This window comes from Pseudomonas sp. GW821-FHT02A08 (assembly GCF_059422045.1).
Genome location: NZ_JBWKWD010000007.1, coordinates 1 through 23,525, shown reverse-complemented (window position 1 = coordinate 23,525; position 23,525 = coordinate 1). Strand labels below are relative to the sequence as shown.

Annotated in this window: 22 protein-coding genes; 5 read left to right on the top strand and 17 right to left on the bottom strand. The window is 60.8% G+C overall.

The window, feature by feature from the left end; genetic code table 11:
* Window positions 1–10: 10 nt before the first annotated feature.
* The 11 genes from AC07W4_RS07235 to AC07W4_RS07185 all read right to left on the bottom strand — a co-directional run bounded on the left by AC07W4_RS07235 (window position 11) and on the right by AC07W4_RS07185 (window position 12,932).
* Window positions 11–1,300, bottom strand: coding sequence for an adenylosuccinate synthase (locus tag AC07W4_RS07235; RefSeq protein WP_046039830.1), 1,290 nt, complete (start codon window positions 1,298–1,300; stop codon window positions 11–13).
* 54 nt (window positions 1,301–1,354) lie between these two features.
* Window positions 1,355–2,542, bottom strand: coding sequence for an ATP phosphoribosyltransferase regulatory subunit (locus AC07W4_RS07230; RefSeq protein WP_495031971.1), 1,188 nt, complete (start codon window positions 2,540–2,542; stop codon window positions 1,355–1,357).
* Between the two features lie 313 nt (window positions 2,543–2,855).
* Window positions 2,856–3,725 carry a protease modulator HflC gene (gene hflC, locus AC07W4_RS07225; protein WP_007973264.1) on the bottom strand — a complete coding sequence of 290 codons (870 nt, stop codon included), beginning with the start codon at window positions 3,723–3,725 and terminating at the stop codon, window positions 2,856–2,858.
* Complete coding sequence (hflK, locus tag AC07W4_RS07220) at window positions 3,725–4,900, bottom strand: FtsH protease activity modulator HflK (protein WP_008048073.1); 1,176 nt, start codon at window positions 4,898–4,900, stop codon at window positions 3,725–3,727. The genes hflC and hflK overlap by 1 nt, the downstream gene beginning before the upstream one ends.
* Window positions 4,901–4,996: 96 nt before the next feature.
* Window positions 4,997–6,298 (bottom strand): ribosome rescue GTPase HflX, encoded by a 1,302-nt coding sequence (gene hflX / locus AC07W4_RS07215; RefSeq protein WP_008048071.1) that lies wholly within the window; start codon window positions 6,296–6,298, stop codon window positions 4,997–4,999.
* 12 nt (window positions 6,299–6,310) lie between these two features.
* Window positions 6,311–6,571 (bottom strand): RNA chaperone Hfq, encoded by a 261-nt coding sequence (hfq, locus tag AC07W4_RS07210; protein ID WP_007902656.1) that lies wholly within the window; start codon window positions 6,569–6,571, stop codon window positions 6,311–6,313.
* Window positions 6,572–6,665: 94 nt separating this feature from the next.
* On the bottom strand, window positions 6,666–7,637 hold the full coding sequence (gene miaA / locus AC07W4_RS07205) for a tRNA (adenosine(37)-N6)-dimethylallyltransferase MiaA (RefSeq protein ID WP_495032074.1): 972 nt from the start codon (window positions 7,635–7,637) through the stop codon (window positions 6,666–6,668).
* Window positions 7,637–9,547 (bottom strand): DNA mismatch repair endonuclease MutL, encoded by a 1,911-nt coding sequence (mutL, locus tag AC07W4_RS07200; protein WP_008048066.1) that lies wholly within the window; start codon window positions 9,545–9,547, stop codon window positions 7,637–7,639. The genes miaA and mutL overlap by 1 nt, the downstream gene beginning before the upstream one ends.
* A complete protein-coding gene (locus AC07W4_RS07195) occupies window positions 9,544–10,974 on the bottom strand; it encodes an N-acetylmuramoyl-L-alanine amidase (protein ID WP_008048064.1) in 1,431 nt (476 codons plus the stop codon). Before AC07W4_RS07195 ends, mutL begins: the two co-directional genes overlap by 4 nt.
* Window positions 10,975–11,445 (bottom strand): tRNA (adenosine(37)-N6)-threonylcarbamoyltransferase complex ATPase subunit type 1 TsaE, encoded by a 471-nt coding sequence (gene tsaE / locus AC07W4_RS07190; protein ID WP_008048062.1) that lies wholly within the window; start codon window positions 11,443–11,445, stop codon window positions 10,975–10,977.
* The gene (locus tag AC07W4_RS07185) at window positions 11,433–12,932 is read right to left on the bottom strand and encodes an NAD(P)H-hydrate dehydratase (protein ID WP_495031970.1); all 1,500 of its coding nucleotides are present in this window, start codon (window positions 12,930–12,932) and stop codon (window positions 11,433–11,435) included. The genes tsaE and AC07W4_RS07185 overlap by 13 nt, the downstream gene beginning before the upstream one ends.
* 63 nt (window positions 12,933–12,995) lie before the next feature.
* Between AC07W4_RS07185 and queG the strand changes: the two genes are divergently transcribed.
* Window positions 12,996–14,075, top strand: coding sequence for a tRNA epoxyqueuosine(34) reductase QueG (queG, locus tag AC07W4_RS07180; RefSeq protein WP_495031969.1), 1,080 nt, complete (start codon window positions 12,996–12,998; stop codon window positions 14,073–14,075).
* Here queG and AC07W4_RS07175 read toward each other — a convergent pair.
* Both AC07W4_RS07175 and orn read right to left on the bottom strand, forming a co-directional pair.
* The gene (locus tag AC07W4_RS07175) at window positions 14,057–14,668 is read right to left on the bottom strand and encodes a trimeric intracellular cation channel family protein (protein WP_008048059.1); all 612 of its coding nucleotides are present in this window, start codon (window positions 14,666–14,668) and stop codon (window positions 14,057–14,059) included. The two genes, queG and AC07W4_RS07175, sit on opposite strands and share 19 nt — an antisense overlap.
* A 150-nt stretch (window positions 14,669–14,818) precedes the next feature.
* Window positions 14,819–15,361, bottom strand: a complete 543-nt coding sequence (orn, locus tag AC07W4_RS07170) for an oligoribonuclease (RefSeq protein ID WP_493725248.1) — start codon at window positions 15,359–15,361, stop codon at window positions 14,819–14,821.
* 106 nt (window positions 15,362–15,467) lie between these two features.
* Between orn and rsgA the strand changes: the two genes are divergently transcribed.
* The 4 genes from rsgA to AC07W4_RS07150 all read left to right on the top strand — a co-directional run bounded on the left by rsgA (window position 15,468) and on the right by AC07W4_RS07150 (window position 18,560).
* Complete coding sequence (gene rsgA, locus AC07W4_RS07165) at window positions 15,468–16,499, top strand: small ribosomal subunit biogenesis GTPase RsgA (protein ID WP_495031968.1); 1,032 nt, start codon at window positions 15,468–15,470, stop codon at window positions 16,497–16,499.
* A 200-nt stretch (window positions 16,500–16,699) separates the two neighbouring features.
* A complete protein-coding gene (locus tag AC07W4_RS07160) occupies window positions 16,700–17,107 on the top strand; it encodes a TIR domain-containing protein (protein WP_495031967.1) in 408 nt (135 codons plus the stop codon).
* 2 nt (window positions 17,108–17,109) lie between these two features.
* The gene (locus AC07W4_RS07155; RefSeq protein WP_008048055.1) at window positions 17,110–18,069 is read left to right on the top strand and encodes a caspase family protein; all 960 of its coding nucleotides are present in this window, start codon (window positions 17,110–17,112) and stop codon (window positions 18,067–18,069) included.
* Window positions 18,069–18,560: a toll/interleukin-1 receptor domain-containing protein gene (locus tag AC07W4_RS07150; protein ID WP_495031966.1), complete on the top strand. Its 492-nt coding sequence runs from the start codon at window positions 18,069–18,071 to the stop codon at window positions 18,558–18,560. The genes AC07W4_RS07155 and AC07W4_RS07150 overlap by 1 nt, the downstream gene beginning before the upstream one ends.
* A 103-nt stretch (window positions 18,561–18,663) precedes the next feature.
* Here the strand turns inward: AC07W4_RS07150 and AC07W4_RS07145 are convergent, their stop codons facing one another.
* The 4 genes from AC07W4_RS07145 to AC07W4_RS07130 all read right to left on the bottom strand — a co-directional run.
* Window positions 18,664–18,933 carry a PAAR domain-containing protein gene (locus tag AC07W4_RS07145; protein ID WP_495031965.1) on the bottom strand — a complete coding sequence of 90 codons (270 nt, stop codon included), beginning with the start codon at window positions 18,931–18,933 and terminating at the stop codon, window positions 18,664–18,666.
* Window positions 18,930–20,618, bottom strand: a complete 1,689-nt coding sequence (locus AC07W4_RS07140) for a type VI lipase adapter Tla3 domain-containing protein (RefSeq protein WP_495031964.1) — start codon at window positions 20,616–20,618, stop codon at window positions 18,930–18,932. Before AC07W4_RS07140 ends, AC07W4_RS07145 begins: the two co-directional genes overlap by 4 nt.
* A complete protein-coding gene (locus AC07W4_RS07135; protein WP_495031963.1) occupies window positions 20,615–22,639 on the bottom strand; it encodes a T6SS effector phospholipase Tle3 domain-containing protein in 2,025 nt (674 codons plus the stop codon). Before AC07W4_RS07135 ends, AC07W4_RS07140 begins: the two co-directional genes overlap by 4 nt.
* The coding region (locus AC07W4_RS07130) for a DUF2345 domain-containing protein (RefSeq protein WP_495031962.1) at window positions 22,636–23,525 on the bottom strand (890 nt) is incomplete at its 5' end. The genes AC07W4_RS07135 and AC07W4_RS07130, both read right to left, overlap by 4 nt.

The following is a 23,525-nucleotide window of genomic DNA, read 5'->3' as shown; positions in this document are numbered from 1 at the left end:
CAACGACTTATCAAGCAAACGGATGGCGCAGGACGATGGTTTCGTTGCGGTCCGGGCCCGTCGAAATAATGTCGATCGGCGCACCGATCAGCTCTTCAACGCGCTTGATGTAGGCACGGGCGTTAGCCGGCAGCTCTTCCAGGGTTTTGGCACCCACGGTCGACTCGGTCCAGCCTGGCACTTCTTCGTACACAGGCTGCAAGCCCACGTAGCTGTCAGCATCAGTCGGGGCAACGGCCTTGCCTTCTGCATCTTTGTAGCCGACGCAGATGTTGATGGTTTCCAGACCGTCGAGCACGTCCAGCTTGGTCAGGCAGATGCCCGAGATGCTGTTCACATCGATAGCGCGACGCAGGATGACAGCGTCGAACCAGCCACAACGACGAGCACGGCCGGTAGTCGCGCCGAACTCGTGACCTTGTTTAGCCAGGTGCGCACCGACTTCGTCGAACAGCTCAGTCGGGAATGGACCCGAACCTACACGCGTGGTGTAAGCCTTGGTGATGCCCAGGATGTAGTCCAGGAACATCGGGCCAACACCCGAACCGGTAGCTACGCCGCCAGCGGTGGTGTTGGAGCTGGTCACGTACGGGTAGGTACCGTGGTCGATGTCCAGCAGGGAGCCCTGGGCGCCTTCGAACATGATGTCTTTGCCAGCGCGACGCAGGTCGTGCAGCTCGGCAGTCACGTCCAGCATCAGCGGCTTGAGCAGCTCAGCGTATTCTTTGCACTCGGCCAGGGTCTTGTCGAATTCGATGGCTGGCTCTTTGTAGTAACCCACCAGCATGAAGTTGTGGTAATCCACCAGTTCACGCAGCTTGTCTTCAAAGCGCGGCATGTTGAGCAGGTCGCCCACACGCAGGCCACGACGTGCAACCTTGTCTTCGTAGGCCGGGCCGATGCCGCGACCGGTGGTGCCGATCTTCAGCTCGCCACGGGCCTTTTCACGGGCCTGGTCCAGCGCTACGTGGAAGGACAGGATCAGCGGGCAGGACGGGCTGATACGCAGGCGCTCGCGCACCGGTACGCCTTTTTCTTCCAGCTTGGTGATCTCGCGCAGCAGGGCGTCAGGTGCAACCACCACGCCGTTGCCGATCAGGCACTGCACGCCTTCGCGCAGTACGCCCGACGGGATCAGGTGCAAGACAGTTTTTTCGCCATCGATCACCAGAGTGTGACCAGCGTTGTGGCCCCCCTGGTAGCGCACTACGGCGGCAGCATGTTCGGTCAGCAGATCAACGATCTTGCCTTTGCCCTCATCACCCCATTGGGTGCCCAGGACTACGACATTCTTACCCATAACACTTGTCCTCATTCGCGCAAACTTGGTGCCGGCGGCAGCCGGCAGGAAAACTCAAGAAGCCAGTGGCGATACTTGCCAAAGCCCGTTCTGCTGAATCAATTGCCGGTCGCAGTCCGCTTCACGGGCGGCGGCCAAAGGTTGCCCAGGCAAAGCCTGAACGACACGCTGACCCTCACTGCGCAACTGGCAAACCTGCTGCCAGAGTGCCGCATCCGTACTGTCAGGCATCCAGATACCGCCAGACGGTAGCTCGATCTCAGCACGCCCCAGGGTCACCAGGGTTTTCAAATCGGTAGAGAAGCCGGTTGCCGGACGGGCGCGACCGAAGTCGGCGCCGATGTCGTCGTAACGACCGCCCTGGGCAATGGACTGGCCAACACCCGGCACGAACACGGCGAACACCACACCGGTGTGGTAGTGGTAGCCACGCAGCTCGCCCAGGTCGAAATACAGCGGCAGCTCAGGGAAACGCACGGACAGCCGCTCGGCAATCGCCAGCAAGTCGTCCAGCGCCGCCAGAACAGGGGCCGGCGCCTTGGCCAGACGCTCGCGGGCAGCGCTCAATACTTCACGACCGCCACACAGGTCGACCAACGCCCGCAGCATGCCCGACAGATCGGCAGGCAAGCCTTCGGTCAAGGTAATGACCTCGTCGATCGCCTTGCGTTGCAAGGCATCGAACAACTGCTGCTCGACTTCACCGGACAAACCGGCCGCGCGGGCCAGGCCACGGTAGATACCGACATGGCCGAGGTCCATGTGCACATCCGGCACATCGGCCAGTTGCAGCATGGCCAGCATCAGGCTGATGACTTCGACGTCACTGCCCGGACTGCCGTCGCCGTACAACTCGGCACCCAGTTGAATCGGGCTGCGCGAGGACGACAAGGCGCGAGGCTGAGCGTGCAGGACACTACCGGCATAGCACAGGCGGCTCGGGCCTTCACGACGCAGGGTATGTGCATCGATGCGCGCCACTTGCGGCGTGATGTCGGCACGAAAACCCATCTGACGGCCCGATTGCGGGTCGATGACCTTGAAGGTGCGCAGATCCAGGTCCTGGCCCGCGCCGGTCAGCAGGGATTCCAGGTACTCGATATGGGGAGTCACGACAAACTCGTAACCCCAGCTCTGGAACAGATCCAACACCTGACGACGCGCGACTTCAATACGCGCAGCTTCCGGTGGCAGTACTTCTTCGATGCCATCTGGCAGAAGCCAGCGGTCTACCGTTGCCATTACGCCTTCCCCTATCTCCGGGCGACCAGCCTGTCGGCGAGCCTTGAGTGAAGCAGAAAATGATCGGCTTGTGCACAAACCACGCGCATGAGCGACGGAGCGAAAAGCCCTTCTACCGGCTTCGCCAACCACTTTCCTCGAAAAACTGTCGAGCCAATCGGCCCGGCATCTGCTTTAAAACAGCAATCAAACATGCAGACGCAAAAAAGCCGGGAATTTCCCGGCTGCCGCATCATACACACGTTTTCCCAAAGGATCACCCCGCCAGAGGTTTTAGCCGCCCGGCGGGGGGATAAATCAGGTCAACGCCGTATCAAGGCTTGGCTTTTTCCAGGTAGTGGAAGAAGTCGCTGCTTGGGTCGAGGACCATGACGTCGGATTTGTTCGCGAAGCTTTCACGGTAGGCGCGCAGGCTACGGTAGAACGCGTAGAACTCCTGATCCTGACCGTAGGCCTTGGAGTAGATCGCAGCAGCCTGGGCATCGCCGTCACCGCGAACCTCTTCGGATTCACGATAGGCTTCAGCCAGCAGCACGCGGCGTTGACGATCGGCGTCGGCACGGATGCCTTCGGCCAGCTCGTTACCCTTGGCGCGGTGCTCGCGAGCTTCACGCTCACGCTCGGTGCTCATACGTTCGAACACGCTGCGGTTCACTTCCTTGGGCAGGTCGATGGTCTTGACCCGAACATCGACCACTTCGATTCCCAGCTCTTTCTCGGCCATCTTGTTCAGCGAAGCCGTGATATCCGCCATCAGCGCATCACGCTCACCCGACACCACTTCGTGCAGGGTGCGCTTACCGAACTGGTCACGCAGCCCCGATTCCAGACGACGGGACAGACGCTCGTCGGCGATCTGCTTGAGGCCGGAAGTCGCGGTGTAGTAACGCTCTGCGTCCTTCACGCGCCACTTGGCGTAGGCATCGACCATCACGGCTTTCTTTTCCAGCGTCAGGAAGCGTTGTGTCGGTGCATCCAGCGTCATCAGGCGTGCGTCGAATTTACGCACCTGGTTAACGTAAGGCACTTTCACATGCAGGCCTGGCTGAACATCGGTCTGGACCACGCGACCGAACTGCAGCAACACCGCACGCTCGGTCTGAGCCACGATGTAGAAGCAGTTCCAGGCAGCGATCGCCACGACGACGCCGACAATAAGGGCGATCAGCGATTTATTGCTCATCAGCGACTCTCCCTGGTACGTGCTGGCTGTTGCTGCAGATCAGCTGCCGCACGCGCATTCGCTTCATTGCTGGTGGCTGCCGCACTGCTCACCTGGGTGCTGGTGCCGCGACCACTTTCGACCATCTTGTCCAGCGGCAGGTACAGCAGATTGCTCTGGCCGTTCTTGTTGCCGGTCACGAGGACCTTGCTGGTGTTGCTGAAGACTTCCTGCATGGTGTCCAGGTACAGACGCTGGCGGGTGACTTCAGGGGCCTTGCGGTACTCGGCGACCAGCTTGGTGAAGCGATCGGCCTCACCCTTGGCGCGCGAGACGGTCTCGTCACGGTAACCATTGGCATCCTCAAGGATGCGCTGGGCCTGACCACGAGCTTCCGGCACGACACCGTTGGCATAGGTTTCGGCCTGGTTGCGCGAGCGCTGCTCGTCTTCCCGGGCGCGGATCACGTCATCGAAGGCTTCCTGGACTTCGCGCGGTGCCGCTGCGCTCTGAACGTTGACCTGGGTAACGGTGATACCGGTGCGATAGGTGTCCATGAAGCGTTGCAGACGCTCCTTGATCTCGCTGGCCATCAGCTCACGACCTTCGGTCAGTACCTGGTCCATCGCGGTGGAACCCACCACATGGCGCAAGGCGCTGTCGGTCGCGTGCTGCAGGCTGATTTCCGGCTGATCGACGCTCAGCACGAAGTCCTGCAGGTTGCTGATCTTGTACTGCACGGTCAGCGGCACTTCGACGATGTTCTCGTCTTCAGTCAGCATCTGGCCCTGCTTGGTGTACGCACGCTCACGCGTGACGTTTTCCATGTACTTCTTGTCGATCGGCGGGAAGTAGATGTTCAGGCCCGGACCCACGGTTTCGTAGTACTTGCCGAAGCGCAGCACCACTGCCTGCTCCTGCTCGTCGACGACATAAACCGCGCTGTATAGCCAAACGGCGGCCAGCACGACCAGGCCGATGCCGAGCAGGCCGCCAAAGCCGCCACTCTTGCCCGGCCCACCGCCGTCGTCGCCACCACGTTTCTTACCGCCACCGAACAAACCGTTCAGGCTTTCCTGCAGCTTTCGGAAGGCCTCGTCGAGATCCGGTGGCCCCTTGCGGTCGCCGTTGTTACGACGTTTGCCACCCCAAGGATCCTGATTATTCGAGTTGCCACCCGGCTCATTCCAAGCCATAGCGCTCTCCATCTGATAAAGCAAAGACGCACCCACGGCGCGCCGACCAATGCTACAGAATGCCTGTCACCACGGCACAACCGCTTTCTCAGGCTTTTATTGCAAAGTGTGTTGCTCGATGAATTCCATCGGCTGCAATCCCTCGCGGCTTACCAGTCGATTCAACTCGACCCGGGGCAAACGAACGGCCAGCAAACTGATGCCTTCTTCGTCGTGTTCTTCTTTCTGCACCGCACCGAGTTCGAAGAACTGCGCACGCAGTCGAGCGAATCGTTGCGGCAAGCGCAAGGTACCGACAAACAAATCACTGCCCAGTAACTCGGCAATGGCTTGTTCAAGCAATTCCAGACCACTGCCATCACGTGCCGACAGCCAGACCCGTTGGGGCTTGCCGTTTTCGTCGCGCTGGATTTGTGGCTCAACGCCTTCAAGCAAATCGAGTTTGTTATAGACCTCGAGGATCGGCAAGTCCTGAGCACCAATCTCGCCGAGCACCACCATTACCTGCTCGATCTGCAACATGCGATCGGGTTCGGCCGCATCGATCACGTGCAACAACAGATCTGAGTTGCTCGACTCTTCGAGGGTAGACCGAAATGCTTCGACCAGCTTGTGGGGCAAGTGGCGAATGAAACCCACAGTGTCCGCCAGGACAATCGGCCCCAGATCGTCTATATCCAGACGACGCAGGGTCGGGTCCAGCGTGGCAAACAATTGGTCAGCTGCGTAGACGTCGGATTTCGTCACGTTATTGAAGAGCGTGGACTTGCCGGCGTTGGTGTACCCCACCAGCGACACGGTAGGAATATCCGCACGCGATCGGCCACGGCGCGACTGTTCACGCTGGCTGCGCACTTTCTCCAGCCGACCCTTGATCTGCCGCAGGCGAACCCGCAGCAAACGGCGGTCGGTTTCCAACTGGGTTTCACCCGGGCCACGCATACCGATACCGCCACCTTGGCGCTCAAGGTGAGTCCAGCCACGAACCAGCCGGGTGCTCATGTGGTCAAGCTGGGCCAGTTCGACCTGGAGCTTGCCTTCATGGGTACGGGCGCGCTGGGCGAAAATATCGAGAATCAGACCGGTACGGTCAATCACGCGACACTCGAAAACACGTTCGAGGTTACGTTCCTGACTGGGCGTGAGGATGTGATTGAAAATCACCAGATCGGCCTGTTCGGCTTTGACCAGGTCGCGCAGTTCCTCGACCTTGCCACTGCCAATCAGGGTCTTGGCGGTTGGCCGATGACGCGGCACGTTAAAAAACGCGACGGTCTCGGCACCCGCCGAATTAGCCAATTCCTGAAACTCCTGCGGATCTTCGCGCGCCTCAGGGTCCTGTCCATCCAAGTGAACGAGGATTACTCGCTCACCACCACCGTGGCGCTCAAAGAACAAAGGAGACTCCTATCAGGCGTTACCTGGCTCAGCGTCACCTGCTTCGGATTCGGTTGCGCTAGGCAGACGAATTGGACGAACCGGCACCACTGTAGAGATCGCGTGTTTGTAGACCATCTGGCTTACGGTGTTTTTCAGCAGGATAACGAACTGGTCGAAAGACTCGATCGTGCCTTGCAGCTTGATACCGTTGACCAGGTAGATGGACACCCCAACTTTCTCTTTACGTAAAGTATTCAAGTAAGGGTCTTGTAGCGAATGCCCTTTTGACATGTGCCGCACTCCTTTAAGGATTCAATATAAAAAAATAGGTAATCAGATGGCTTTGGCCGCCACACCCCCAAGGATAGACGGCAATTGCAAGGACTCAGCTCAATATGGAGATGGCCCCAAGGTATTTCAAGGCGCGCGGCAGATTGTCGCAATCGAGACTGTCCAGCCAATGCAGATCAGTCCAACTGCGCAGCCAGGTGAACTGGCGTTTCGCCAATTGGCGCGTGGCAATGATTCCACGCTCCTGCATCTCGGCTGACGTCAGCTTGCCATCCAGGTAGTCCCAGACTTGGCGGTAGCCTACTGCACGTATAGACGGCAACCCGGCATGCAGGTCACCTCTATTACGCAGGGCTACGACCTCGTCAATGAATCCCTGTTCCAACATTAAAGTGAATCTTTGTTTAATTCGCTCGTGCAGTACCTGGCGATTTGCCGGGGCAATAGCCAAGTTCGCGACAGTATAGGGCAATTGTTGCAGTCCCGAAGCGGCTGCTTCAGTACTTTGCACAGATTGTTGCAAACGCAGGGCGGTCATGCTTTGACCGCTGACACGATAAACTTCCAGCGCTCGACTCAATCGCTGGGGATCGTTCGGATGTATTCGCGCCGCGGACTCCGGGTCGATCACCGCCAATTGTTCGTGCAAGGCTTGCCAGCCAAGGCGTGTAGCCTCTTCTTCGATTTGCGCGCGGACCTCGGGATCGGCGGCCGGCATATCCGCCAGACCTTCGACCAAAGCCTTGTAATAGAGCATGGTACCGCCCACCAGCAGCGGAATTTTTCCGCGCGCGGTGATATCGGCCATGGCTTGCAGGGCGTCACGGCGGAAATCCGCGGCCGAATAGCTCTCGGCCGGGTCGAGAATATCGATCAGACGGTGCGGATATTGCGCCAGCAGCTCTTTGGAAGGCTTGGCGGTACCGATGTCCATGCCACGGTAGACCAGCGCCGAATCGACACTGATCAACTCGCAAGGCAGGACCTTGGTGAGTTCGATGGCCAGGTCGGTCTTGCCGGCGGCGGTCGGGCCCATCAGGAAAATCGCAGGTGGGAACTGGCTCATCAACGACCGCGCAAGAACAGTTTGTCCAGATCGTCCAGACCCAGTTGGGTCCAGGTCGGTCGGCCATGGTTGCATTGACCGCTGCGTTCGGTGTTTTCCATGTCACGCAACAGGCCGTTCATTTCCGGCAAGGCCAGGCGCCGATTCGCACGAACCGCGCCGTGGCAGGCCATGGTCCCGAGCAATTCGTTCAGGTGCGCCTGAATACGGTCGCTGGTGCCGAACTCCATCAGATCAGCCAGGACGTCGGCGACCAGCCGGTTGGCCTCGGCCTGCTTGAGCAGTGCCGGAATCTGCCGGATCGCCAGGGTTTCCGGGCCCAGACGCTGCAATTCAAAGCCCAGGCGCTGGAACCAGGCGACATGTTCCTCGGCGCAATCGGCTTCACGCTGACTGACGGCCAGGGACTCCGGCACCAGCAACGGCTGGCCGCTCAGGCCTTCGCTGGCCATCGCCACCTTCAAACGCTCATACATGATCCGCTCATGGGCGGCGTGCATGTCCACCAGCACCAGGCCCTGGGCATTTTCCGAAAGAATGTAGATGCCCTTGAGTTGCGCCAGCGCATATCCGAGCGGCGGGATGTCGTCCTGCCCGGCCGGCAGCGCGACGGCATTGGCCTCGGGCAGCGGCGCAAAAAACTCACGATAGGCGGCCTGAGCTTCGGCGACAGGCACACCGGACTGCGGACGCGGCGTGTATTGATACTGATAACCCGCGCCAGCGCCCGAACCCGCCGGCGCATTGAACGACGGCTGAGCCTGGGGCTGTTCCAGCAACGCATTGGCGGCCAGGCGCATTTCGCCCTGGGGCCCGAATTCACCGGCTTCGAGGCCGGTAGGCCGGACGATGGCCGTGGCGACCGGCGCCGCCAGTTGATCGTCGGGGCGCACATCGCCCAAGGCGCGGTGCAAGGTGCCGTAGAGGAAGTCGTGAACCATGCGCCCTTCACGGAAGCGCACTTCGTGCTTGGTCGGGTGCACGTTGACGTCGACGCCGGTCGGGTCGACTTCGAAAAACAGCACGAAGGTCGGGTGCCGTCCGTTGAACAGCACGTCGCGATAGGCCTGGCGCACCGCGTGGGCCACCAGTTTGTCGCGCACGGCACGGCCATTGACGAAGAAATACTGCAAATCGGCCTGGCTGCGGTTGAAGGTCGGCAGGCCGACCCAGCCCCATAGATGCAGGCCGTTGCGCTCGATTTCGATCGGCAGGGCCTGCTCCAGGAAGCCCGGCCCGCAAATCGCCGCCACGCGCCGGGCACGGGCCGCATCATCATGGGCTTCGTGCAAGCTGAGGATGGTCTTGCCATTGTGGCGCAGATGGAACGCCACATCGAAGCGCGCCAGGGCCAGGCGCCTGATCACTTCTTGCAGGTGATCGAATTCGGTTTTTTCGGTCTTGAGAAACTTGCGCCGCGCCGGCGTGTTGAAGAACAGGTCGCGCACTTCCACCGAAGTGCCCACCGGGTGGGCCGCAGGCTGCACGCGGGGCGCCATGTCCCGGCCCTCGGTCTCGACCTGCCAGGCCTGATCGGCGTCGCGGGTGCGGGAGGTCAGGGTCAGGCGCGCTACGGAGCTGATCGATGCCAGGGCCTCGCCGCGAAACCCCAGGCTCATGACCTGCTCGAGGTCCTCCAGATTGCGGATCTTGCTGGTGGCGTGACGGGCCAGGGCCAGCGGCAGGTCATCGGCGGAAATGCCGCTGCCATCGTCGCGCACCCGCAGCAATTTGACGCCGCCCTGCTCCACATCGACGTCGATGCGTTTGGCACCGGAGTCCAGGCTGTTTTCCAGCAGCTCCTTGATCACCGAAGCCGGGCGCTCGACCACCTCACCCGCGGCAATCTGGTTCGCCAGTCGCGGGCTTAACAGCTCGATTCGCGCGCCGTTGTTCACGACCTGATTCATTCTTTTGCCGCCAATTCAGTGCCCGGAATGGTCAGGTGCTGACCGATCTTGAGCTCATCGCTCGACAGGTTGTTGGCACTGCGCAGGGTGGCGGGCGACACCTGATAGCGCACGGCGATCATCGCCAGGGTCTCGCCCGGGTTTACGCGGTGGTCACGCGGTCCCTGCACAATCTTGCCGGAGTCGCGCAGCCAGGCAATGTAAGTGCCCGGCGGCGGGTTCTGCTGGAAGAACTGGCGCACGCCGCTGCTGATCGAACGCGCCAGCGCCTGCTGGTGGCTCGACGCGGCAAGCTTCGAGGCTTCGTTGGCGTTGGAGATGAACCCGGTTTCCACGAGGATCGACGGAATATCCGGCGACTTCAGCACCATGAACCCGGCCTGCTCAACCCGTTGCTTGTGCAGCGGTGTCACCCGGCCGATGTTGCTCAAGACTTTCTGGCCAACGTTCAGGCTGGAGGTCAGGGATGCCGTCATCGACAGGTCGAGCAGCACGCCGGCGAGCATGCGGTCCTTGTCATCGAGGCTGACGTTGCCGGCACCACCGATCAGGTCGGAACGGTTTTCGCTGTCGGCCAGCCAGCGGGCGGTCTCGGAAGTCGCGCCGCGATCGGACAGGGCAAATACCGAAGCACCGAAAGCGGCGGCAGAAGGCGCGGCGTCGGCGTGGATCGAGACGAACAGGTCGGCGCCTTTCTTGCGGGCGATTTCGGTACGGCCGCGCAACGGAATGAAGTAGTCGCCGGTACGGGTCAGTTCGGCGCGGAAACCTTTCATGCCGTTGACCTGCCGTTGCGTTTCGCGAGCAATCTGCAGCACCACGTCTTTCTCGCGCTGGCCTCGGGAGCCGGAAGCCCCCGGATCTTCGCCACCGTGACCGGCGTCGATCACCACTACGATGTCGCGTTTGCCAGCCGGGGCTGGCGGCAATTTGATTGCAGGCTCCGTCGGCGTGACCGGCACGGCGGGCACCGTGGCGACCGACGGTGTCGGCGCTGGTGGAGGCGCGGCGTCTGCGGCGTTATCGAACAGATCGACCACCAACCGATTGCCGTACTGGGCGTTCGGCGCCAGGGAGAAGCTTTTCGGCGTCACGGCCTTCTTCAGGTCGATGACCACCCGCAGGTCGGTCGGCGTTCGTTGAGCCGAGCGCATGGCGGTTATCGGGGTATTCGAGGTGTTGACGTTGAGCGGCGCACCGAGGGTCGCGCCATTGATGTCGATGACCAGACGATCCGGAGCCGTCAGGGTAAAGACGCTGTGTTGCACCGGGCCGGTCAGGTCAAACACCAGTCGTGTGTTGTCCGGTGCCCGCCACAGACGAACACTGTTGACCTTCGAATCGGCCACAGCGTCGACGGTCACCGCCAAAAACAACACCCCTACGGCAGCCACCAACGCGCGAAAGCGCATACCTAACCCCATCATCTATTTGGATTCCAATGCCAAAGCGGCACACCAGGACTCGCCACGCGAACCCTGGGATAAAATTTTCAGCGAACGCCCGCTGTCTTGCGGGCTAATGGTAATGGTCAGGTCAGGCTTTGGCAAAAAGCCTGCACCTTTATCGGGCCATTCGATCAGACACAGGGCATCGTCTTCGAAGTAGTCGCGGATACCGAGGAACTCTAGCTCTTCCGGATCGACCAGACGGTACAAATCGAAATGAAAGGCGCGAATATCACCGATCTCGTAGGGCTCGACCAGGGTGAAGGTCGGGCTTTTGACTGCCCCGACATGCCCCAGACCGCGGATGATGCCTCGGGACAACGTGGTTTTTCCCATCCCCAGGTTGCCCTCAAGGAAGATCAGGCCATGGCCTTGGGTGATTCGGGCAATGCGTGCGCCAAAGTCGCTCATGGCCTGCTCATCAGCCAGGTACAGGGTTACTTCAGACACGGTGCTTGCTCCTCCAACAACTGACGAATGACTGGAATCAGATCACTGGCCGCCAGCCCACGGCCCGATTTTCCTTGTTGCTCGCCGGCATTGGCGTGCAGCCAGACCGCCAGGCAGGCCGCGTCGAATGGCTCCATGCCCTGGGCCAGCAATGCGCCGAGCACACCGGCCAGCACATCGCCCAGACCGGCGGTGGCCATCGCCGGGTGCCCCTGACGACACAGCGCCAGACGCCCATCGGGATGGGCGATCAGGCTACCGGCACCTTTGAGGACGACGACAGCCGTATATTTTTTACTCAAGGCATGGGCTGCGGCGGGACGGTCAGACTGAACGTCGGCGGTGCTCACCCCAAGCAAACGTGCCGCCTCCCCCGGATGCGGGGTGATCACGCACCCCTTGGGCAGATTGACCTGCCCGCCAGCCAGCAGATTCAAGGCATCGGCGTCCCAGACTTGCGGCAACGGCGCATTGGCCGCAGCCGACAACAGGCTGCGCCCCCACCCTGCCTGGCCCAGACCCGGCCCGACCACCAACACCGATACCTTCTCAAGCAGCCCCATCAGTTGATTGGCCGACGACGTGCCCAGCACCATGGCTTCCGGAATCCGAGAAAGCGCTGGCGAAACATGTTCCGGACGGGTGGACAGCGAAACCATGCCCGCACCGCTGCGCAGTGCACTTTGTGCACTCAGCAAAATTGCCCCACCGTAACCGCGATCTCCACCAATGAGCAGCACATGGCCGAACTTGCCTTTATGGGATGCCGGCGCCCGGGTCGCCAGACGCGGCAGGTTAGCGATACTCAAGCGCCGAGCCGTGAACGCAGTGCCGTCGAGCAACTGCGGATCAGCCTGCAAATCGTTGAACACCAGCTCACCCGTCACATCCGCGGCATCACCGGTGAACAACCCCACCTTCAAGCCAATGAACGTGACCGTAAGGTCGGCATGCACGACACAACCAAGGATGCGGCCCGTATCCGCGCACAACCCTGACGGAATATCCACCGCAGCAACCGGCAGTCCGCTGGCATTGATTGCGGCGATGGCGCTGGCATACGGCTCACGGACATTACCGCTCAGGCCGGTGCCAAGCAAAGCATCCAGCACAATGCCGCGCAATCCGGATTGTGCCGTCCAGGGCTCGACGAGCACGTTTTCGGACACCGCCTCGGCATGGGCCAACGCCGCATCACCCTGCAAGCGCTGCGGATCCCCCACCGCCAGCACCCGCACCGACCAACCGGCGCGCTGGGCCAACACGGCCACCAAATACCCGTCGCCTGCGTTGTTGCCATGTCCGGCCAGCACGCTCAGTTCGTTCGCTGTCGGCCACTGCCGCACCAGCGCGCGCCACGTCGCCCGAGCCGCGCGCTGCATCAATTCGAAGCCCGCCGTACCGGCGGCGATCAGGCTCGCGTCGAGTGCTCGCACCTGGGCGGCGCTGTACAGCACGTCGGGTAATTCATCTTTAGTGTGTGGCATGCGTCTTCGGGCTCCGATGTCTGGCAGAATTATACGCATCTCAGTTCCGGTTTCTCTCGCCTCATGCCTGCTATTACCACAGACCTGTCCGCCCTCGCCCAATCCATCAAGGACTGGGGCCGCGAGCTGGGCTTCCAGCAAGTCGGCATCAGCGGCCTCGACCTGGCCGAGCATGAACAGCACCTGGAACGCTGGCTCGAAGCCGGCTACCACGGCGAAATGGACTACATGGGCGCCCACGGCAGCAAGCGCTCGCACCCCGAAGAGCTGGTACCGGGCACTTTGCGCGTGGTGTCCTTGCGCATGGATTACCTGGCCGGCGACACCCAAATGGCGAAAGTGTTGGCCCAACCGGAAAAAGCCTACGTATCCCGTTATGCCCTGGGCCGTGATTACCACAAGCTGATCCGCAAACGCGTGCAGCAACTGGCGGAAAAGATTCAGGCCGAGATTGGACCGTTCGGCTTCCGGGCTTTTGTCGACAGTGCCCCGGTGCTGGAAAAAGCCATCGCCGAACAGGCGGGGCTTGGATGGATCGGCAAAAACACCCTGGTCCTCAATCGCAAAGCCGGCAGTTACTTTTTTCTCGCCGAACTGTTCGTCGACTTGCCGCTGCCGGTCGACCCGCCCCACGCCACCGAACATTGCGGCCGTTGCAGTGCCTGCCTCGACATCTGCCCGACCAACGCCTTCGTCGGCCCCTATGTACTGGACGCCAGACGCTGCATTTCCTACCTGACCATCGAACTCAAAGGCGCGATCCCTGAAGACCTGCGGCCACTGATCGGCAACCGGGTGTTCGGCTGCGATGACTGCCAGATCGTCTGTCCGTGGAACCGCTTCGCCCGCCCGTCCGGTGAAGGTGACTTCAAGCCGCGACACAACCTGGATAACGCCGGGCTGGCGGAACTGTTCATGTGGGATGAAGAGAGGTTTCTCAGCAGCACCGAAGGCTCGCCGCTACGCCGGACCGGTTACGAAAACTGGTTGCGCAACCTGGCGGTGGGCCTGGGCAATGCGCCTTCAACGATTGCGGTGCTGGAGGCGCTGAAGGCGCGACGGGAGCATCCGTCGGAACTGGTGCGCGAACATGTCGAATGGGCGTTGCGGCAACACGCTGAACGTCACGTTTCGTCGTTGTAGACGAACTTGGGCATTTCCCAATGAAAACGGATCGCCAGCAAGCGCAGCAGAAAACCGCCGAACAAAGTGATCAGAATCGACTGTTCACCGGGCAATTGCAGGTAGATACACAGCATGTAACACCATGCCGCCGCAAACGAAACGCTGGCATAAAGCTCACGCCGGAAAATCAGCGGAATATCGTTGCAGAAAATGTCCCGCAGGATGCCGCCGAAAACGCCGGTGATCACGCCGCTGACCGACGCCACCAACATGCCATGCCCCATTTCCAGGGCAGTGATGCAGCCGATCAGGGTGAACGCCACCAGGCCCATGGCGTCCAGCACCAGGAACAGTGAACGCAGATGCCGCATCCAGCGCGCGGTGAACACCGTGATCATGGCGGCAGCCGTGGTCAGCACCAGGTATTCCGGGTGTTTGACCCACGTCAGCGGGTAATGCCCGAGCAGCACATCGCGCACCGAACCGCCCCCCAGCGCAGTGACGCAAGCGATCAGCACCACGCCAAACCAGTCCATGCCACGACGCCCGGCAGACAGGGCGCCGGTCATGGCTTCGGCGGTGATGGCGATCAGGTAGAGCATCAGCAACATGGTGGCGGTCCTTGCGAAAAGGCGCGCAGTCTACTCACTTTCACAATTCCCATGTAGGAGCTGCCGCAGGCTGCGATCTTTTGATCCTGTTTTTTTGAGAATCAAGATCAAAAGATCGCAGCCTGCGGCAGCTCCTACAGGGGAGTCAGATCAGGACTTGATGAAATGCTTGCGGTAGTGCTGCAACTCGGCGATGGATTCACGGATGTCGTCCAGCGCCAGGTGGGTGCTGCCCTTCTTGAAGCTGTCACGCACGTCCGGCGCCCAGCGCGCGGCCAGCTCTTTGAGCGTGGACACGTCGAGGTTGCGATAGTGGAAATAGCTTTCCAGGGATTTCATATGGGTATAAAGGAAGCGACGGTCCTGGCAGATGCTGTTGCCGCAGATCGGCGATTTGCCCTTCGGCACCCACTGTTCCAGGAAGGCGATGGTTTCGGCTTCGGCTTCGGCCATGCTGATACGGCTATCGCGAACCCGCTGGGTCAGCCCCGAACCGCCATGCTGACGGGTGTTCCACTCGTCCATGCCGGCGAGTATTTCGTCGCTGTGGTGAATGGCGATCACCGGGCCTTCGGCCAGGGTGTTCAGGTCACTGTCGGTGACGATGGTGGCCATTTCGATAATGACGTCGGTATCAGGGTTCAGACCGGTCATTTCCAGGTCGATCCAGATCAGGTTCTGCGGATTTTGCATATTCGGCTCCTAAGCAATGCTGCGCAGTTTAGCCTAGGCCGGTGGCCGGGCGTGCTAAACTCGCGGCCGTTTTACCTAATCGCTGCATTCTTTATACGGAACACCCATGGCCAAACGCCAACTCAATCGCCGCCAAAACTGGCGCATCGAAAAGATTCAGGGCGAACGCGCTGCCCGCGCCGCCAAACGCGAGTCCTCGGCTGTCGAGGCACTTGAGGGCGGCGATCTGGGCCCGGAACAGCACGGTCTGGTGATCGCGCACTTCGGTGTGCAGGTTGAGGTCGAGGCCTGCGACGGCGAGCTCGCCGGCCAGGTGTTCCGTTGCCACCTGCGCGCGAACCTGCCGGCGCTGGTGACCGGCGATCAGGTGGTGTGGCGCGCCGGCAACCAGGGCATCGGCGTGATCGTGGCGCAACTGCCGCGCAACACCGAGCTGTGCCGCCCGGACAGCCGTGGTCAGCTCAAGCCGGTGGCGGCCAACGTCGACATGATCGTCATCGTGTTTGCACCACTGCCCGAGCCCCACGCCAACCTGATCGACCGCTACCTGGTGGCGGCCGAACATGCGGGCATCAAGCCGCTGCTGCTGCTGAACAAATTCGACCTGATCGACGAAAACAATGCTCCTGCGCTGAATGCCTTGCTCGCCGTATACCGCACCCTCGGTTACCCGGTGCTGGAAGTGTCGGCGCATCACGGTAACGGTATGGAGCAGTTGCAGACGCAACTGGACGGACGCATCAGCGTGTTCGTCGGCCAGTCCGGTGTCGGCAAGTCGTCGCTGGTCAACAGCCTGCTGCCGGATGTCGAGACCCGCGTCGGCCCGCTGTCCGAGCTGTCCGGACAGGGCACCCACACCACCACTACCGCGCGGTTGTTCCACTTTCCCGGCGGCGGTGAGTTGATTGACTCCCCGGGTATCCGTGAATTCGGCCTGGGCCACGTCAGCCGTGCCGACGTCGAAGCCGGCTTCATCGAGTTCAACGACCTGCTGGGTACCTGCCGCTTCCGCGACTGCAAGCATGACCGCGAACCCGGTTGCGCCCTGCTCAAGGCCCTTGAAGACGGTCGCGTGCAGCAGCAACGGATGAACAGCTACCGCTCGATCATCGCCAGTCTGCCGGAAAACGGCTACTAAACAGACGTGCCGGTCGCCCTGACTGCAGCGGGGCGGCCGGCGGCTGGATCTTTCCCCCCACTTAAACATCAGATTTTTCTGTAAGGCTTGCGCACGCTTGCTTGTAGGGCATTTCTCTTTCCGCCCCCACCTCTTGTAGCCGCCCTGTAATCGCCTAAGTTCAAACCCTCTTCGCACTCCAGCGACACCGAGGGACACCCATGCAAACCTACCATCTGTTCATCAGCCACTCGTGGAACTACTCCGACGCCCACGACAATCTCGTGCGCCTGCTCAACGCCAAGCCTGGTTTCACCTACAAGAATTTTTCGGTGCCGCCGGACAACCCGATTATCGGCGCGAAAACCGACAAACAACTTGAGGAGGCCATCGAAAACAAGATCCGTCCGTGTTCGGCGGTATTGATCATGGCCGGGATGTACTCCACCTACAGCAAGTGGATCAACAAGGAAATCGAGATCGCCAAGCGTATGGGCAAGGTGATCATTGCGATCAAGCCGTTCGGCGCCGAGCGGATTTCCACGGTAGTACGTGAGGCGGCGCATGCCGAGTGTGCCTGGAACACCAACAGCATTATCGATGCGATTCGCAAGCATACGGCGGTGTAACCATGCGCAAGGGACTGTTTATCGGCATCAACGACTACACCCATGTGTCGCGCCTGAGCGGTTGCAGCAATGACGCCATGGCCATGGCCTCGGTGCTGAAGACCGACGCCAATGGCGATCCGAACTTCAAGAACATCGTACTGACCTCCGCCGAGGACTACCTGAGCCGGGAAAAACTCGAAGACCAGATCCGTGAGCTGTTTGCCGGGGACTGCAATGTCGCGCTGCTGTACTTCGCCGGCCACGGCAGCTTCGACACCGACACCGACGAAGGCATGTTGATCCCGCAGGATTACAAGAGCGCCAAGGACGGGATACGCCTCAGCGACATTCTCAACTGGGCGAGCAAGGCCACGAAGATCAAAAACAAAGTGATCATTCTCGACTGTTGCCAGAGCGGCTCGGCCGGTGAACTGCGCGCCTTGCGCAGTGAAGGCAGCGTGGTCGGTGAAGGCATGACCATTCTGACCGCCTGCAAAAAGGAAGAGCCGGCGATGGAGGGCGCGCAACACGGCGTGTTCACCGGACTATTGCTCCAGGCGCTGCATGGTGGAGCAGCGAACATCCTGGGCAAGATCACACCCGGCAGCCTCTATTCGTTTGTCGACAACGCCCTCGATGCCTGGGAACAGCGCCCGGTGTTCAAGACCAACGTCTCGCAGTTCATTTCCCTGCGCGAAGTGTCGCCGCTGATCCCCAAGGAGATCCTGCGCAAACTCCCCGAATGGTTTGCCGAAGCGGAGTCGGTGTACCCCCTTGCCCCCAGCTTTGAGCCCACCGAGCCTGAATTCAACCCGGAGCACGGCGACGTCTTCGCCCAGTTGCAAAAGTGCAACCGCCACAGCCTGGTCGAACCGGTGGACGCCGAGCATATGTACTACGCCGCCATCCACTCCACCGGCTGCCGCCTCACCGCCCTCGGCGCCTATTACCGCGAACTCGCGATCAAGGGACATTTCTGATGCCAGTGTTTATCAGCTACCGCCACATGGACCGCGCCCACGCGGTCAAAATCAACGCGCGCCTGATCCAGGCCAACATCAAGACCTACCTCGATGTGCTGGATGCCGAATCCCAGACCACCGACGACATCACCGGGGTGATTACCCGCAACATCAGCGAGTGCACGCACCTGCTGGCAGTGGTCTCGGAGAAAACCGCGCAGTCCTGGTGGGTGCCGTTCGAAATCGGCGAGGCGACCATCACAAATCGGCGTATCTGCTCGTTCAAGACCGGTCCGACCGAGCTGCCGCTGTACCTGGACAAATGGCCGAAGCTGGCCAGCGACCGGGACATCGAGTTCTTTATCGATGCCTATCGCAACGAAGCGACGCTCAAGCGTTCGATGGCACTGGATTCGGTGACCGGTAGCGAGTCAGTGCGTAGCGTTAACAAATCCAATGCGGATCGCTTTCACGCCGAACTCAAGACCCGAATCATCCGCGGCTTTTAATCCAGACAACACCGACTAAAAAGCCGACATCGTTGTCGGCTTTTTTGCAAAAAACTGAAGCCACCAGCCGCCGCGCAATAAAGAGATAGCCCGGTGTTTCGGCCTAGACCACCTGCACATACTGAGCAGTGCTCGCCACGCCATGACAACCGCAGGCCAGGAGATGGCCCTGCAATACGACCGGAATGCCGTTCATACGCCGGCGCGGATGCCCTTCGACGAAGGCAAACTCGCCCAGATGCAGTGGGCAGGAAGCCTTGTCACCCAACACCGTCGGGGTTTTTCCATTGAGGGTATGCGTGCCTTCAAGCTGGCAGGAAACCACGGTGCCGCCGCTGCTGGTGGCGTCGCCCAGGCAAATGGGATGGTTCATGTTCTGGGTACACCGCCGTTAGGGGCGCCGAACTTGAAAGGGTCGGCACCACGGTTCTCACGGTTCCTGGCTTTGCGCGCTTCGTCCGGTGGGTGGATCATCTGTACCGTCAGGCTGCCGTCCTCGCCGGTGTACACCACTGCGCTGGCTCCGCCGTCCAGGTAGCTGGCCATGGTCGCCAGGTTGATTTCCACCAGAGCCCCACTGACCCCGGTATTGCCCAGACGCCGACCGATGTCGTAACCCTCATCGACATTGCCCAGCTCGATGCCATGGCCGTCCGTATTCAGGCCATGCAAGGCAATGGTCAGGGCAATTTCAGCGTCCCGGTTGTCGGTGGTGTCATAGAACACGCGGACCGGCTTTTGCCCTTTGGGCAACGTCTCCACCGCCTGTAGCCAGCCGGCTTGCAGGGCCTTGGCCTGCAGGGCCGGTTTTAGTCGCTGACCGTGTTCATCCTGCATCGAGACCTTGATTGGCCGGTGCAGATAACCCAGCACCGGCGCGGCGTCGAACTCTTTGACCTGATGCTGGGCCCAGCGGATGGGTAGCCATGGGGAGGGTTCGAAATAGCCTGGCCCGCGGTTGTTGATGGTTTGCCAGAGTGTGGGGAGTTGGGATTGCCAGTAGGCGGTGGACATGGTGGTAGCGGGTAGCGAGACTTTAGCCCCCTTGGCGCGTTCTGCGGCTTCGTACCACTCCAAAAATGCTTTATCACGATCCCAGTAAAAGGCCCACAGCTTGCCCAAGTCAGTGTTTTTGTTCTGGTTGTCCTCAGGCTCGTGAGTGGCATAAGGGCGAATGTACCGATCCACCCGATCCGAGCGGGTGACCAGCAGCCCGGTCATGCTTTCGTACACCGTGGGTACCACCTGGACGCTTTGCAACCCCGGAGTACCAGGCTTGCGATAGACATCACGCGTCACGTCACCATCCCGACTCACGATCAGCGCTTGTGGAACTTGGCGGTTATCGTCAAAAAACTGAAACAGGCGCTCAATCATGCCTTGCGCGTGGGTGGTGCTTTCATCGTCCTGCCAGAGAAACTGGGTAACCCCAAGGGTCGCCTTATTACGACCTGAATTGATCAAGCCGGCGGCTCGGTAGCCTTTCTCATAAGGGTCTGGAGGGCCTAGCGCAAACACCGGGATTGGCCAATACGCCACTGACCCGTTTGCTGAATGCTTGAACGCCACACGAATGTTGATATTCCTGGTGATTTCCCGAGAGCTTAAAGAAGAATCATAATCCTCGGGGTCTCGAGAATAGATTGAAGCGAAGTTGTTGTTCTTTTTTTTAACTTCTCGCCATATCGATGATTGATGCCAATCATCCACTGCCATCCCCACCCCGCGGATTTCCAACGCGTAGGTTCGCACCCGCGTAGCTTGCTGCTCGGCGATTTGCGCCATGACGTTGGCTTTATAGGCGGCGAGCCCCGCCTTTTCACTGGCCACGGCTTTGCCCCACCAGTGAACGCTGAAAATCAGCAGCAAGGGACCCAGAATGGCGGCGATTCCCCAGCGCAGTACCGGGTTGAAGTTGCGAAGTTCCACGTTGTTTTCCTGTGCCTTGATGTGGACCAGCCAGACGAAGCCGAGCCAAAGGATCAGCAGTACGCCGGCGATCCAGAGATAGGGCTTGAGTTTCGGTAACGTTCGGGGGCGGGGTTGAGGATTGCTCACAAGGCACCTCCTTTTTTAGCGGCGCCGGCAAGCAGAGCGGGTGGCGTCAGCGAGACCAGATCGGAGGGCGGGAAAACACCCCTGTCGTAATACAGATAACTGGCCCTCACTAATGCCTGAGCCTCAGCGCTGAGTCGCGACCACCCAGGCAACTCACTGGTCGTCGTAAATACCTCTTCATCCATCTTCCAATCCGCAATCGCCACCAACACCTCACGCATGGCCGGGTCATCGAGGCAATGGGCCTGGCCAATGGCAATGTCCATCGCCGTCACCCAACGCTGGTTTTCCGGGCTGCGCAGAATTGCCGAGTGATAGGAGTTGGCACCCCAGGCCCCCTGGTCACGTTCCATGCGCGCCCGAGCTTCTCGCGGGGTCTCCTCGCGCTCGTGACAAGAGCTGGAGCTGGAGCGGGCCGGGCCTTTTCGCACGGCGCGTGTATGCTCCTCCGGATCGTCGGATAGCCCGTTAAATCGGCTCAGCGCCTCCTGCTGCGTGGTGTTCGGGGCGTCATACTCGGCGGGCATTTTGATCCACAAAAAGGTCGCGGCGTCCTTGCCCAGCGCGATGCTCTTGGCCACCTCATCCGGTTTGTCCAGGCCAGCGCGGGTCGGGCTGCCTTGGATGGCTTCGCCACCGAACATCTGCGGCGCATGGGGCGGATTCAGGGCTTCAGCGTTGATCAGGCGTTCCTGCCCCTTGGCGATCGGCGCTTGCGAAGCCACTCCGGTGACAAAGGAAGCGCCCGGGTAGCGGTGTTCACCTGGCGCGCGGATGAATTCGGGTTGTGGCGACTTGCCCACCAGCACCGGCTCGCCGTCACGATGACGTTTGGTCCACAGCCGTTGATAAAAGCCTAATGATTGCAGCGCCATCATCGCCGGCCGGCCATCCGGCGTTGCATCCGGCACGCCGTAGGTGCCAATGCCCTGCACGTCGTCCAGGGCCACGGTGGTGTCGTCCGGGCAAAAATACAGGTACACCTTGCCGCGATTGTCGCGCTCGGGGAAAACGCTGAGGTTGCCGAGCTTATCCTGGTGGGTCCCTTGTGTCGGTGACCATTGCGGGCCACTGCGACCGCCATAGGTTTTGGCTTCCCGGAGCGCGGATAACGCTGGTTGGGCATGGGGCGTTTGCGTGACCGCCGTGACGATACGGATCAGGGTGGCGAGGGTGTCATGGTTCTTGGGGGTGACGTCGCGCAGGACGCTGTAAGGTGTGTCAACGAGAATCAGGGTGTCGGCGCAACGCTGCCCCTTGTCCACCAGCAGGGCCTGCGCCAGTAACGCGATCAGGGTGCCTTGGCTATGGCCCATGATGGTGATGGTTTCATCGGGGGATACCCGGCGAATTTCCCTGACCAGCATCGCCAAACGATGGGCGGCCAGCACAAAGTAATGCCGCAGCGGCGCATTGGCGAAGAGCAGGTAATTGTTCGGCTTGATCAATTCGACCATGCCGGTTTTCCGGTTGGCCTTGAAACCCTCGCCATACATCTCTTCCAGGTTGTTGGTGGCATTGACAAAAAAACCACCGGCCTTGGCAAAGTGACGATCCAGGCGATTGCCCTGGATATCCTGAAACTGATTGCGCATCCGGAACGGATCACCGGCGTCATCACGTTTGACGTGTTCCGGCGCGGCGCGATAGCCCCAGTAGAACGGGATCATCAGGCTGCGGGTTTTGGGATCGTCCGTGTCGCGCTGATACAGATAAGTGTCAGGGTCGTCGGGTATTTGTTCTTCTTTATCTTTCCACGTTTCCCGAGGCGTTTTTTCGGCCTTGTGGTACTTGGCCCCATACCGCCCCGCCTTCAAATCCGGCCGATCCAGCCGCTCGTTAACCCCCTGGCACAACCCGGTTTCCACCGACTCATAGGACGCCCCGGGATCATTCACGCCATGCAGGAAGATCACCACCCCCGGCAGGTCGGCGGGCACTTCCATGTTGCGCACGGTGTTGCAGTTGGGCATCAGGCGGGTGGTGAGTTGCGCCACGCAGTACATTTCTTCGCTGCTCATTGGCGGCCACCGTTCGGGCCTTTGTCACGCATCGCCGCCGTTTGCGCCTGATGCATCTGCTCGCGCTCCACCCGCTCGGTCAGTCCGCTTGAATCCGTCAGTCCTTGCACCGTACTGCCATCCTCCAGTTTGATTTGGTAAGCATGCTCGACCGCCAGTCGGGCGCTGCCGTCGTCGTGGCCGGGGTAGTGAAAGGCCAGGCGTTGAGCGGCAGGGTCACGACCAAACGTGGGCACCGAGGCACTGTCGGTCTTGGGCCCCACCCAATCATGCTCGCCGGCATGCACAACGGCCTTGCCTTGCGTTCCGATCTCGACCCCGCCACCGATCCTGATGTAGCTGCCGTCATCGGCCACCAGGCGGATGGTGGGGGCGGTGATGAGCACCTCGCCTTCGGCCGCCGACAGGTGCAGGTGCTTTTGCGCGTTGAGCACCATGTCGTCGTCCTGGGCCTGCACCAGCACCTTGCCGCGATTGGCGATGGCGTTGATGCCCTCGTCCTGGGCGAAGGCGCTGATGCCTTTGCCGGCGTGCAGGCGCATGGCTGCGCCGCTGGTCAACTGCAGGTGATCCTGGGCGGTGGTGTCATGGTTTTCACCAGCGTAATGCACCTGCGAGCGCGGCGTGGCACTGGCAATGCCGGCTTCAGCCGCCACCGCGACCACCGGCTCGCCCGGACTGTTGCTTTCGGGGGCCGGCCATTGATTCAACGACTGGCGCAACGCCTCGATGCCCTGGGTGTCGATCTGCCGGCTGCCACGGGCAGCGGCGGTCTGGCCGAGGGCCTGGAACAGCTCGCCGCACTCGGCCAACAGCTTGAGCAGTTCTTCGCGGTCCAGTTGTGAGCCCTGCGCCGCGTGGCGAGCGTAGGTGGTCAACAACAGCC

Excerpts from the sequence above, each read along its gene's own strand:
- AC07W4_RS07235 (WP_046039830.1), bottom strand. The coding sequence starts at position 1,300 with ATGGGTAAGAATGTCGTAGTCCTGGGCACCCAATGGGGTGATGAGGGC.
- AC07W4_RS07230 (WP_495031971.1), bottom strand. The coding sequence starts at position 2,542 with ATGGCAACGGTAGACCGCTGGCTTCTGCCAGATGGCATCGAAGAAGTA.
- hflC (WP_007973264.1), bottom strand. The coding sequence starts at position 3,725 with ATGAGCAATAAATCGCTGATCGCCCTTATTGTCGGCGTCGTCGTGGCG.
- hflK (WP_008048073.1), bottom strand. The coding sequence starts at position 4,900 with ATGGCTTGGAATGAGCCGGGTGGCAACTCGAATAATCAGGATCCTTGG.
- hfq (WP_007902656.1), bottom strand. The coding sequence starts at position 6,571 with ATGTCAAAAGGGCATTCGCTACAAGACCCTTACTTGAATACTTTACGT.
- miaA (WP_495032074.1), bottom strand. The coding sequence starts at position 7,637 with ATGAGCCAGTTCCCACCTGCGATTTTCCTGATGGGCCCGACCGCCGCC.
- mutL (WP_008048066.1), bottom strand. The coding sequence starts at position 9,547 with ATGAATCAGGTCGTGAACAACGGCGCGCGAATCGAGCTGTTAAGCCCG.
- AC07W4_RS07195 (WP_008048064.1), bottom strand. The coding sequence starts at position 10,974 with ATGATGGGGTTAGGTATGCGCTTTCGCGCGTTGGTGGCTGCCGTAGGG.
- AC07W4_RS07185 (WP_495031970.1), bottom strand. The coding sequence starts at position 12,932 with ATGCCACACACTAAAGATGAATTACCCGACGTGCTGTACAGCGCCGCC.
- queG (WP_495031969.1), top strand. The coding sequence starts at position 12,996 with ATGCCTGCTATTACCACAGACCTGTCCGCCCTCGCCCAATCCATCAAG.
- AC07W4_RS07175 (WP_008048059.1), bottom strand. The coding sequence starts at position 14,668 with ATGTTGCTGATGCTCTACCTGATCGCCATCACCGCCGAAGCCATGACC.
- orn (WP_493725248.1), bottom strand. The coding sequence starts at position 15,361 with ATGCAAAATCCGCAGAACCTGATCTGGATCGACCTGGAAATGACCGGT.
- rsgA (WP_495031968.1), top strand. The coding sequence starts at position 15,468 with ATGGCCAAACGCCAACTCAATCGCCGCCAAAACTGGCGCATCGAAAAG.
- AC07W4_RS07160 (WP_495031967.1), top strand. The coding sequence starts at position 16,700 with ATGCAAACCTACCATCTGTTCATCAGCCACTCGTGGAACTACTCCGAC.
- AC07W4_RS07155 (WP_008048055.1), top strand. The coding sequence starts at position 17,110 with ATGCGCAAGGGACTGTTTATCGGCATCAACGACTACACCCATGTGTCG.
- AC07W4_RS07150 (WP_495031966.1), top strand. The coding sequence starts at position 18,069 with ATGCCAGTGTTTATCAGCTACCGCCACATGGACCGCGCCCACGCGGTC.
- AC07W4_RS07145 (WP_495031965.1), bottom strand. The coding sequence starts at position 18,933 with ATGAACCATCCCATTTGCCTGGGCGACGCCACCAGCAGCGGCGGCACC.
- AC07W4_RS07135 (WP_495031963.1), bottom strand. The coding sequence starts at position 22,639 with ATGAGCAGCGAAGAAATGTACTGCGTGGCGCAACTCACCACCCGCCTG.